This is a genomic window from Corallococcus sp. CA053C (genome assembly GCF_003611675.1).
Lineage (GTDB): Bacteria > Myxococcota > Myxococcia > Myxococcales > Myxococcaceae > Corallococcus.
Window position 1 is genome coordinate 1 of the sequence record NZ_RAWA01000362.1, and the last position, 10026, is coordinate 10026.

At 69.9% G+C, this 10026-nt stretch carries 10 protein-coding genes; 7 read left to right on the plus strand and 3 right to left on the minus strand.

Annotated elements, in window-relative coordinates; translation table 11 throughout:
* The 4 genes from D7V97_RS33460 to D7V97_RS33475 form a co-directional block, all read left to right on the plus strand.
* On the plus strand, positions 1 to 391 hold a 391-nt coding region (locus D7V97_RS33460), incomplete at its 5' end, for a YcaO-like family protein (RefSeq protein ID WP_199729023.1).
* Positions 388 to 1581, plus strand: coding sequence for a TfuA-like protein (locus tag D7V97_RS33465; protein ID WP_120614679.1), 1194 nt, complete (start codon positions 388 to 390; stop codon positions 1579 to 1581). The genes D7V97_RS33460 and D7V97_RS33465, both read left to right, overlap by 4 nt.
* 331 nt (positions 1582 to 1912) lie before the next feature.
* Positions 1913 to 3841, plus strand: coding sequence for a serine/threonine-protein kinase (locus D7V97_RS33470; RefSeq protein WP_120614680.1), 1929 nt, complete (start codon positions 1913 to 1915; stop codon positions 3839 to 3841).
* 68 nt (positions 3842 to 3909) lie between these two features.
* Complete coding sequence (locus D7V97_RS33475) at positions 3910 to 4869, plus strand: DUF2381 family protein (RefSeq protein ID WP_120614681.1); 960 nt, start codon at positions 3910 to 3912, stop codon at positions 4867 to 4869.
* A 14-nt stretch (positions 4870 to 4883) separates the two neighbouring features.
* Here the strand turns inward: D7V97_RS33475 and D7V97_RS33480 are convergent, their stop codons facing one another.
* Both D7V97_RS33480 and D7V97_RS33485 read right to left on the minus strand, forming a co-directional pair.
* On the minus strand, positions 4884 to 5741 hold the full coding sequence (locus D7V97_RS33480) for a type VI immunity family protein (RefSeq protein ID WP_158623510.1): 858 nt from the start codon (positions 5739 to 5741) through the stop codon (positions 4884 to 4886).
* A 53-nt stretch (positions 5742 to 5794) separates the two neighbouring features.
* Positions 5795 to 6475, minus strand: a complete 681-nt coding sequence (locus D7V97_RS33485) for a hypothetical protein (RefSeq protein WP_147445078.1) — start codon at positions 6473 to 6475, stop codon at positions 5795 to 5797.
* A gap of 173 nt (positions 6476 to 6648) precedes the next feature.
* Between D7V97_RS33485 and D7V97_RS33490 the strand changes: the two genes are divergently transcribed.
* Positions 6649 to 7422, plus strand: coding sequence for a DNA methyltransferase (locus D7V97_RS33490; RefSeq protein WP_120614684.1), 774 nt, complete (start codon positions 6649 to 6651; stop codon positions 7420 to 7422).
* On the opposite strand, the gene D7V97_RS33495 is transcribed toward D7V97_RS33490, so the two are convergent.
* Positions 7401 to 8039: a hypothetical protein gene (locus D7V97_RS33495; RefSeq protein WP_120614687.1), complete on the minus strand. Its 639-nt coding sequence runs from the start codon at positions 8037 to 8039 to the stop codon at positions 7401 to 7403. The genes D7V97_RS33490 and D7V97_RS33495 overlap by 22 nt on opposite strands.
* 71 nt (positions 8040 to 8110) lie before the next feature.
* Here D7V97_RS33495 and D7V97_RS33500 point away from each other — a divergent pair, with 71 nt between their 5' ends.
* Together D7V97_RS33500 and D7V97_RS33505 are read left to right on the plus strand one after the other, a co-directional pair.
* Positions 8111 to 9388, plus strand: coding sequence for a dicarboxylate/amino acid:cation symporter (locus D7V97_RS33500; protein ID WP_120614685.1), 1278 nt, complete (start codon positions 8111 to 8113; stop codon positions 9386 to 9388).
* A 74-nt stretch (positions 9389 to 9462) separates the two neighbouring features.
* Complete coding sequence (locus D7V97_RS33505) at positions 9463 to 9945, plus strand: peptidylprolyl isomerase (RefSeq protein WP_120614686.1); 483 nt, start codon at positions 9463 to 9465, stop codon at positions 9943 to 9945.
* Positions 9946 to 10026 lie beyond the last annotated feature (81 nt).

Sequence of the window (10026 nt, forward strand, 5' to 3'; positions counted from 1 at the left end):
CGCGGAGGAGGGGCCGGTGCCGCTCACCGCGGGCTATGCGTGCGCGCCGGGCCGGGACGAGGCGCTGCTCAAGGCCCTGCTGGAGGCGGCGCAGTCGAGGCTGACGGACATCCACGGGGCGCGCGAGGACGTGGCGGCGGCGGACCGTGAGGCGGCGTTGGGGTTCGCGCAGGCGTGCGCGGAGGTGCGGCCCCGGCACCGGGCGGAGGCGATGCCGGACCTCGGGATGAAGCGCACGGCGTCCGCGAAGGCGCGGGTGGGCACCGTGCTGGCGAAGTTGAAGCGCGCCGGCTTCACACGGGTGGCGGGGGTGGCGCTGGACGCGCCGCTGCCGGGGCTGCACGTGTGGAAGGTGGTGGTGCCGGGCATGCGCGTATCGGAGCTCCTGTGAAGCGGCGGGCGGACGACCTGGTGGTGTTCCTGGGGCCCTCGTTGCCCGCGGCGGAGGCGCACAAGCTGGCGCCGTGCACGGTGTTGCCGCCCGCGCGACAGGGGGACGTGTGGCGCGCGCTGTCGCTCAAGCCCCGCGCGCTGGTGCTGGTGGACGGCGTCTTCGAGGCGCAGCCGTCGGTGTGGCACCACGAGCTGCTCGCGGCGATGGAGGCGGGCGTCGCGGTGTTCGGCGGCGGCAGCATGGGTGCGCTGCGCGCCGCGGAGCTGTCCGCGCACGGCATGGTGGGCGTGGGCCGCATCTTCGGCTGGTACCGCGACGGCGTGGTGGTGGACGACGCGGAGGTGGCGCTGCTGCACGCGGACGCCGAGCACGGCTGGCGCCCGCTCACCGTGCCCCTGGTCAACGTGCGCCACGAGGCGGAGCGGGCGCGCAAGGCCCGGGTGCTGGGGCGCTCCGGAGCGCAGGCCCTGGTGGACGCGGCGGCAAGCCTCTTCTACCAGGAGCGCACCTGGGCGCGGATCCGCGAGGCCGTGGCCCCCGCCTGGTCCGGGCCCACGCTCGCCGCGTGGGACGCGTGGTTCGCGCAAGGGGTGGAGGACCTCAAGCGCCTGGACGCCATCGCCTGCGTGCGGTCCGCGGCGGAGTTCGTGAGCCTGTCGGACCCGGCGGCGCCGGGGGCTCTGGCGACGCCGGGCGCGCGGCGCAACCCCTCGTCGCTGGTGCGGCGGCGGAGGCTGGTGGAGGACGTGACGCGGGTGGGCGGCCGCGCCGTGGACTCGGGCCGCGTGCTGGAGCTGTTGCGGAGCGCGCCGGACGCGGCGGCCTGGGCGGAGGCGGGCCTGCGGCGGGCGCTGCTCGCGGGCTGGGTGCGCTCGCTGGGGCTCACGGTGACGGACGAGGAGGTCGCCACCGAGGAGGCCGCGTGGTGGAAGGAGCGGGGCGTGCGCGGCTCCCGGCGGGAGGCCTTCCTCGCCGCGAGCGGGCTGGATGGCCCGGGCCTGCGACAGCTGTGCGAGACGCGCGCGCTGGAGCGGCTGGCCCTGGCGCAGGCCTCGCGGCTGTTGCCGGATGGCCCCTCCTGGGACGAGGCGCTGGCGTCCGAGGCCCGGCTGGGAGGCCAGTGGGAGCAGGCCGCCCGGGCCCTGCTGACGAACGACCCCGACTCGGACGAGGCCGGCGGCGACTGACAGGTCCATGCCGCCGGGCTGGACGTGGTGCGTCCGGAAGCCCTGGCGGGTTGGGGCCGCGCCTTCGGTCCACCCTCCCACGGGGTCATGAAAAAACGTGACAGCCCCGCAGGGCCGGCTAGGGTCAACCCCGGAGGTTGTCCGCATTGCACACCGCTTCCTGGGTGGTTCCGCCAAGGTGGTCCGCGCCGTCAACGGCCCGGCGCGCACCCGGATTGCGGGGAATCCCACCTCCGGGGTGGTGCGTGGCAGCGCGGACGCCCCCGGCGGTCCTGATCTCCAGTCCGTGTGTTCCCACCCCTCAGGTCATGTGCCTGCTTGAGCCCGCTTCATGACGCCGCAGCTGCACCCGGACCAGCTTGAGGTCGGCCACGAAGTCGGACCGTGGCGCATCGTCGGCACTTTGGGGGCAGGGGGCTTCGGCCGGGTGTTCAAGGTGGAGCGGGGTGGGCACATCTACGCGCTGAAGATCGCGCTGCGCCCGGCGGGGCCGCAAGCCCCGGAGGAGGAGGACGTCAACGGCCGGCTGTCGCGCGAGGTGGCGGCCCTGCTGGCGTGCGCGCCGCATCCCAACCTGCCGCGTGTGCACGCCGTGGATCGCTGGCCGTCGCCGCCGGACGGCTACTTCTTCCACGTCACCGACTTCGTGGACGGAGAGACGTTCCACGAGTGGCGCTGGCGGGTGAAGCCCACCGCCGCGCACCTGCTCACCGTCTACACGGAGGTCGTGCGGGTGGTGGCGGATCTCCACCGGCGCGGCGTGTACCACCGGGACCTGAAGGCGGACAACCTGCTGATCCGCCGCGCGGACGAGCGGCCCGTGCTCATCGACCTGGGCACCGCGCGCATCCCGGGGGCCTCCACGCTGACGGTGGGCGTGGCGCCCGCGTCCCCGCACCTGCTGCCGCCCGAATGCGTGGCCTTCCTGCGCGAGGGCTCCTGGAAGTCGGGCGCGAACTTCGACGCGGGCGTCCCGGGCGACCTCTACGCGCTGGGCGCGCTGCTCTACGAATCGCTGACGGACGGCTACGCGTTCGACCCGAGGCTGCCCTACGAACGGCTGCTGCCCGCCATCGAGACGGTGGTGCCGCGCGCCCCGCAGGAGGTCAATTCCCGGGTGCCGCCCGGCCTGGGGGACATCGCGCTGCGGCTGCTCGCCAAGCGCCCCGAGGATCGCTATTCGAGCACGGAGACGCTGCTGCAGGCGCTCTGGGATGTGGCCAAGGACAGGCGCCAGCCGATGTGGAAGCTGTCGCTGGACGTCCCGGAGGCCCTCGATGCGGACCTGGCGGACCGGGGCGTGGTGTCGCTGTCCCAGTTCCGAAGAGGCCGCAAGCCCTCCACGGAGTCCGGGTCCCCCGAACCCGCCGGGTTGCCTCCGCCCGCCGTGGCACCTGCCCCGGGAGATAAATCCCCGGGCGCTTCATCCCTGTCCCAAGCGCGGCGCCGCCGCGTCGCCGGTGCGCTCGGCCTGGCGGGACTGCTCGTGGGTCTGTTGGCCTTCGGGTTGTTCCGGCCGGCGCCGCACGCTGATCGCCCCGCTGTCACGCCAGTTCCCGAGAAAGGAAAGTCGTCCGTGCCCCCAACCCCGAGTCTTCCCGACGCCGCCGTGCTCGCGGTGGCGTCTTCCCCGGATGCGGGGGCTCCCCCCGAGGTGACGTCCTCCGTGCCTGCGCTGGTTTCTGTCACGCCCCCGCCCGCGAAGCCGCTGCGCGCGGACGGCGGTGTCCTGCGCAAGTTGGCTTCAGCCGCCGCCGCGGCGTGCATGGGAGCGGCCTGTGCGAGCGGTGGTGGCACCGGCGCCATCCGCCCCGCGGAAGGCCGTTCCATCCCGTGCCCGGCGGGCGCTGCCGAAGCCATGGAGGAGTATCTGGGGGTCCGCAAGCCAAGAGGGCTCAGTGGCGCCGTCTGGCAGAACGACGACTTTACACGTATTGGCAGCTATCTCCCCGTTTCCGAAGGATGGCGGTGGTTCGTCGTCCGCCCGGGGCGTCATGAGGCACTCAACACAGGCGCCCGTGTCAAAGGGCGCGTGGTCTTCTGGTCGAAGGACCTAACGCGGATCCTTTTCACGGAGGTGGTGTTGCCTACCGGGGAGTCCTACCCGGCGTGCATGGAGTACTGGGACAAGAACACCTTGGAGTTTGGCTACACTTCGGAAGTCGGTGTTCCCGAAGCCCCGCCCAACCAACGCCAGATTCCGAAAGTGCTGGTCAACATCCAGCCAGTGAAGGTCTTCGTGGACGTGGCCGAAGAGTAGCCACCCTTCCGCATCGCCCCTACCTGGCAGGTGGGCCTGAATGGGGCGGAGGGCATCGGGCGGACCTCATGGTAGACAGGGAGGCCCCTGCTTCCCTGGTTCGAGGAGCCCTCCACACCGTGCCCTCCTGTCTGTCCGTAGCGCTTCCGGTCCTGCTCTGGTCGACGTGTGTCCTGGCGGCCGTTCCCCTGGAGGTGAAGGAGGCGTCAGGGGAGATCCTCCGCGTGGAGGTGGGCCCGGAAGGGGCCGCGACGCGACCCATCCGGATCGGGCCCGGCTTGAGCACGACCCTGATGTTCGACACCGACATCGTGCAGGAGCAGGTGTCTCTGGAGGGGCGTGCGCAGTTCGCTCGGGTGAGCGCGGGCAACTCGCTCCTGGTGCTCGTTCCGAGCGGCGACGTGCGGCTGGGAGAAACCCTGAAGCTGTCCATCCCTTTCAAGGATGCCACCCTGCCCGCGCGGCTGGTGCTGACCCTGGAGGTGCAAGCCACCGCGGTGGACCGCCAGGTGGAAGTCTACCGGCGGGCCCGCTCCGCGGAGTCATACCGTCAGGAGGTAGAACAGTTGCGTGCGGAGCTGGCGCGTTTGCGGCAGCGCCCTCTGCCCACATCCGGTGGGAGGGCGGAGTTGGATGGGTTTCGCTCGCTTCTGTCCGTCACGGGCCCTCTGGAAGCGCTCACAATGGACACGGCATTCACAGGAATTTCCTGTGCACGACCGTGTCCGTTGCGACTCGATGCCGTCCTGCTGCTCAGAGGGGGGGAGCGGAGGGCCGTGCAGCTCACGGTGCGCTCGGAGGATGGCTTGCCATGGACCATCCGGCGGGCGGTGCTGACGGACCGGGGAGGGCATGCATCAGAATCGCTCCCACCCTTACAAACAGCTCCGGTGACGCCCGGGTCTTCTGTGCCCGTGACCGTGGAGTTTGACTTGAAGGGCAATAGAGTCGATGGCCCCTTCATGCTGCAACTCTGGGACGAAGCGGGGAAGCGGAGCGCGGTGTTCAGCGGGCTCAAGTTCCCCTGAAGGCGGCGCGTGGCTCACTCCAGGAACCGGCGCTCCCACCGGAGCAGGGCCTCGTTCTCGCGGTAGGGGCGCGCGGCTTCGCGCGAGGTCAGCCAGGGCTCCAGGACCCGCGCCAACTCGCGGTAGGCCGGGAGCACTCGGCCCTCGTCCGTGTCCCCCGCATCGGGTTCCGCGCCAAGGGTGACGAGGGCACGGTCTCCACCGAGTGACTCCACGGAGGTGCCGGGATGGGTGAGGCGGGCCCGCAGGGCCTCCGTGCCGCCCACGGCGCCCAGCACCGGCTGCCCGATGAAGTTCATCCAGTGGATGCCATCGAGCTGGTCTCCCACGGTGTAGGCGTTGTTGTGTTCATCGGGGATGTCCATGCCGGGGTAGCGGAGCCCCAGTTGAAACATCTGTTGCGTGAGGGGTTCCATTGCCCACGCATGGAAGGAAGGCCCCGCATGGCCGGAGTTGAAAGGCAGCAACTTCGCCAGGGCCAGGGCCAGGTCCCGGAAGGGCCCGATGCCATGGGATTGGAGGAAGCTGACGGGAAACCAGAAGGAGACGGCGCTGGCGTGGCGCTTTCTTGGTGTGTGTAGATCGTACGGCGCGTCCAGTGCGACGCCCTGGTAGTGGAACTGGTACGCCTCAAGACTTCCTGAACTGTCCCTCAAATCGATGAGAGGGGCTCTCCGCTCCAATAATTCCTCGCGGATGTGCTTCATTGCGGAGTCATCAAGGTCCTGCCAGTAACCGTCATCGGTGGGAGTACGCGTGAGTGCCTTCGGGCCGATGGTCTGGAGATAGAGATCCAGTGTCTGCTCAATCGCTGGCGCCACATCCCGATGAGAGTGGTGCATATAGAAGCAGATGCTGAGTCCCTCCTTCATGACGAGGGAGCCATTCTTGGCAACGACTCGTACAGATGGAATGTTTACGCTCATCAGTAGACTCCCAGGATGGGGGAAACGCGAAACACAGGGGCCTGCAGCGCTGTTCCATAGGCTTGCCCCTGATTGACATCCTCGAAGGGATGTCCCTTCGGATATCTGTGCCAAGGTGACGCATCGCCGACGAGGCAGGAAAACTTGAAGTCGTAGACCACCTCGACCCGGAGCGGATTTCCAGCGTGGATGACCACATCGGGAACCAGCGTGCCCCTAAGCCGCGCCGTCTTCCCGGTTCGGATCATTTCCAGTTCCGCGGCCTTGCTGATCAGTTCAAGGACCTTCGACTGGATGTCATACCGGTAACGTTGCTCCAGGCTGAATCCACCAGGACGTTCGACAGACAGTCGCAGTTGGACGCACCTCAGTGCTGCCACATGCTTCTCCTGCCCCAGCTTCATGGCCCGGGTGAGGATGGGGTTTCCCGCCGCGTCCCTCTTCAAGACTTCCTCGCACTGTTCCTTCGTGGGCGGCTGGCCGCCAAAGTGCTCCAGGTTCACATCGAACTCGGCCTTATTCGCGCACGTCTCCATGATCTCCCGGACACGGGCCTTCGCCACCGCATCCATCACCTGGAGCGCGCCCGCGACGGACGCCCCCGCAGAAGCCGTGGCCCGGAGTCCGGCGGACACGGCCACGTCCGCGCAGTACGCCGGGTTCTGCCGGCAGGCGGCCATGCCCGAATCCAGCGACTGCTTATATTCGCGCCGCGTCTGGCCCGTGCCCGCGGACTGGCACCCACAGAGCAGCAGCCAGCAGGACAGGAGCGCGGTGGGCCGGAATCTCATGTCCCCAGGGTGCCAGAATCGCCCCCACCGCGTTCCCAAGCTGTAGGGTTCCACTCCACACGATGACCTCCGACCTGACGCCCGAATCCCTGCGCTGCCTCCGCGCCGACGCGCGCGAGCCCGAGGGCTACCGGGCCGCCCTCGGCGACACCCGCGCCTCCCTGCTGCACACCGATCCCCCCTATTGCCTGCTCACCCGGCGTCGCAAGGGCGGTGACCTGCGCGACCCCCGCGCGAACAAGAAGATCGACCGCAACCCCATCGTCCGCTTCGAGTCCGTGCGCGACTACCGCGTCTTCTCCGAGGCCTGGCTCTCCCGCGCCGTCCCGCACCTCACCCCCGACGCGCCGCTCATCATCTGGACCAACCTGCTAGGCAAGGAGCCCCTCGTCACCGCCGCCCGCGACCTGGGCTACCCGCACCTGCGCGGCGAGTACGTCTGGGGCAAGCGCACCACCGACAAGAACGCCAACGAGCAGAACCTGCGCGTCTATGAAGTCGCGCTCGTCCTCACCCGCACGCCCGCGCCGCCGCTCGGGCCCGGGGACCTGCCCACCGTGTGGGCCGTCGTCGGGGGCTACGACGACGACGCGGAGGCCACGCAGTGGGGCGGCCACCCGCACCACAAGCCCTTCTCCGTGCTGGAGCCGCTCGTGCGCACCTGGAGCCGCCCCGGTGACACCGTGTTGGATCCGTTCGCCGGCAGCGGCTCCATGCCCTCCGCCGCGCTGCGCCTGGGCCGCCGCCCCGCCTGCATGGAGGTCGAACCCGAGTGGGCCGAGCGCGTCACCCAGCGTCTGCGCGACACCGCCCGTCAGCTCGCCAGCGCCCGGTAGTAGCGCGTCTCGCTCCACGTCGGCACGTCGGTGGGACGGTGGTCCCACCAGTTCATCACCAGCGTGCGCCGCTCGCGCGAAGGCCCCGGCAGCTTCCCGTCCGGCACCTGGTTGTCCGCGTCCAGCACCCCGTGCGTCAGCGTCCCGTCGAACACCACCAGCCGGTTGGGCCGGGGCGCCACCAGCGTCAGCTCCTCCAGCCGGTCCGGCGCGAGCGACGGATTGGCCTCCGACGGCAGCTCCCGCGTCACCGCCAGCGCTCCGCCCCGCACGCGGTTGAGGAACAACACCGACGAGCGCTTCGGGTGCACCAGCTTCCCCGTGCTCAAGGCCAGCCGCTCGTCCCGGTCCTGGTGGAAGTCCACCCGCACGTCGGTGGCCCGCATGCGCGACAGCCACCACTCCACGCCGGCAATCTTGCGCCCCTTCGCCACCGCCGGGCGCAGCGTGTGGATGACCTCCTCCACCACGTTCTGGGGAGGCCCGAAGGCGTACCAGAACGTCGTCTGATACGTGTGACGCAGGCGCTCCCCCTTGAGCGCCCCCACACGCCGCGACAGCTGGCGGAAGAGGGCAGGGGGCAGGGCGGGTTCGGTGAGCTGGACGAGGGATTCCACGTTGGGCCGGAAGCTTTCTCCCGAACGCGAGGTGGGCGCCACCTCCTTTCGCCGCTAGGCTTCGCGCCCATATGAAGGCCCATCAGAAGATGATCCTCGGGATTTCCATCGGCGCGGTGGCCGGGCTCGTGGCCAACGCCGTGTTCGGGGATGCGCCCTGGCTCAAGGGGCTGGTCGAGCACGTCACCAACCCCGTGGGGCAGCTCTTCATCCGCCTGCTGTTGATGCTCGTGGTGCCGCTGCTGTTCGCCGCGCTCGTCGTCGGCGTGGCGGAGCTGGACTTGAAGCAGGTGGGCCGCCTGGGCGCGCGCACGCTCGGCTACACCGTCGTCTTCTCCGTCATCTCCGTCCTCATCGGCCTCCTGCTCGTCAACACGCTGCGGCCCGGCGACGGCCTGAGCGACGAGGCCCGCGCCCTGGCCCGCACGGGCACGCAGATAAAAGCCGCCCCGCCACCGGGCGACAGCTCCGTGGGCGCGCTCTTCCTGTCCATGGTGCCCACCAACCCCATCAAGGCCGCGGCGGACGGGGACATGATTGGCCTCATCGTCTTCTCGCTCATCTTCGGCCTGGGCCTGGCGCTCACCCCGGGCGAGCCCGCGCTGACGCTCAAGTCGGCCATCCAGGGGCTCTACGACGTGATGATGCGGCTCATCGACGGGGTGCTGAAACTGGCCCCCATCGGCGTGGGCGCGCTGCTGTTCTCCATGACGGCGCGGCTGGGCTTCCACATCCTGGGACAGCTGGCGTCGTACGTGGGCGTGGTGCTGCTGGCGCTCGGCCTGCATATGTTCGTCGTCTACTCGCTGTCGGTGCGCTTCCTGGGCGGGCGCAACCCGGTGGAGTTCTTCCGCTCCTGCCGGCTCGCCATCGTCACCGCCTTCTCCACGTCCTCCTCCAGCGCCACGCTGCCCACCGCGCTCAAGGTGGCCGAGGAGAACCTCCACCTGCCGCGCAACGTGTCGCGCTTCGTGCTCACCGCCGGCTCCGCGATGAACCAGAACGGCACCGCGCTCTTCGAAGGCGTCACCGTCCTCTTCCTCGCGCAGGTGTACGGCGTGCCGCTGGGCCTGGGGCAGCAGGCGGTCATCATGTTCATCTGTGTGCTGGCGGGCATTGGCACCGCGGGCGTGCCGGCGGGCTCCATCCCGGTCATCGCGATGATCCTGGGCATGTTCAACATCCCGGTGGAGGGCCTGGGCCTCATCCTCGGCGTGGACCGCTTCCTGGACATGTGCCGCACGGTGCTCAACGTCACCGGCGACCTGGCCGCCGCCGTGTATGTGTCCCGGGGGGAGCCGCCCGACCGACCGGTCGCCGAGGAAGCGGTGGAGTCGCCCTCGGCCTGACGCACGGCCTCACAGGTTCCACCTTTGCCCGAAGTCCCACTCCGTCGTTCCCGAAGCCAAGGAGCTTCCTCCGCATGAAGATCGCCAACGGTCGCGTCGTCGCGCTCGAATACCGCCTCCACCTCGGAGACGGAGAGGTCATCGACCAGAGTGCCCCGGGCCAGCCGCTCGCCTATCTGCACGGGCACAAGCAGATCGTCCCCGGGTTGGAGGGCGCCCTGGAGGGCCTGGACACCGGGGAGAGCAAGCAGGTGGTGGTTGCGCCCGCGCACGGCTATGGCGACCACAACCCGGAGGGGCTGCGCACCGTGCCCCTCACCATGCTGCCGCCGGGCTTCACGCCCCAGGTGGGCCAGACGCTGATGGCCCAGACGGACGAGGGCAACGTCCCCCTGCGAATCCAGGCGGTGAACGCCGACTCCGTGGTGGTGGACCTGAACCATCCGCTCGCGGGCAAGACGCTCCACTTCGACGTCACCGTGCGTGAGGTGCGTGACGCGACGCAGGAGGAGCTCACGCATGGCCACGTGCACGGACCGGGCGGCGCGCACGGGTAGGGCGCCGACTTCCCGGCAGGGAGCGTTTCGTCAAGCCGGGGGGCGTGCACTATCTTCGCGCCCCCATGGCTCCTCCCGCCC

Excerpts from the sequence above, each read along its gene's own strand:
- D7V97_RS33470 (WP_120614680.1), top strand. The coding sequence starts at position 1,913 with ATGACGCCGCAGCTGCACCCGGACCAGCTTGAGGTCGGCCACGAAGTC.
- D7V97_RS33475 (WP_120614681.1), top strand. The coding sequence starts at position 3,910 with ATGGTAGACAGGGAGGCCCCTGCTTCCCTGGTTCGAGGAGCCCTCCAC.
- D7V97_RS33480 (WP_158623510.1), bottom strand. The coding sequence starts at position 5,741 with ATGAAGGAGGGACTCAGCATCTGCTTCTATATGCACCACTCTCATCGG.
- D7V97_RS33485 (WP_147445078.1), bottom strand. The coding sequence starts at position 6,475 with ATGGCCGCCTGCCGGCAGAACCCGGCGTACTGCGCGGACGTGGCCGTG.
- D7V97_RS33490 (WP_120614684.1), top strand. The coding sequence starts at position 6,649 with ATGACCTCCGACCTGACGCCCGAATCCCTGCGCTGCCTCCGCGCCGAC.
- D7V97_RS33500 (WP_120614685.1), top strand. The coding sequence starts at position 8,111 with ATGAAGGCCCATCAGAAGATGATCCTCGGGATTTCCATCGGCGCGGTG.
- D7V97_RS33505 (WP_120614686.1), top strand. The coding sequence starts at position 9,463 with ATGAAGATCGCCAACGGTCGCGTCGTCGCGCTCGAATACCGCCTCCAC.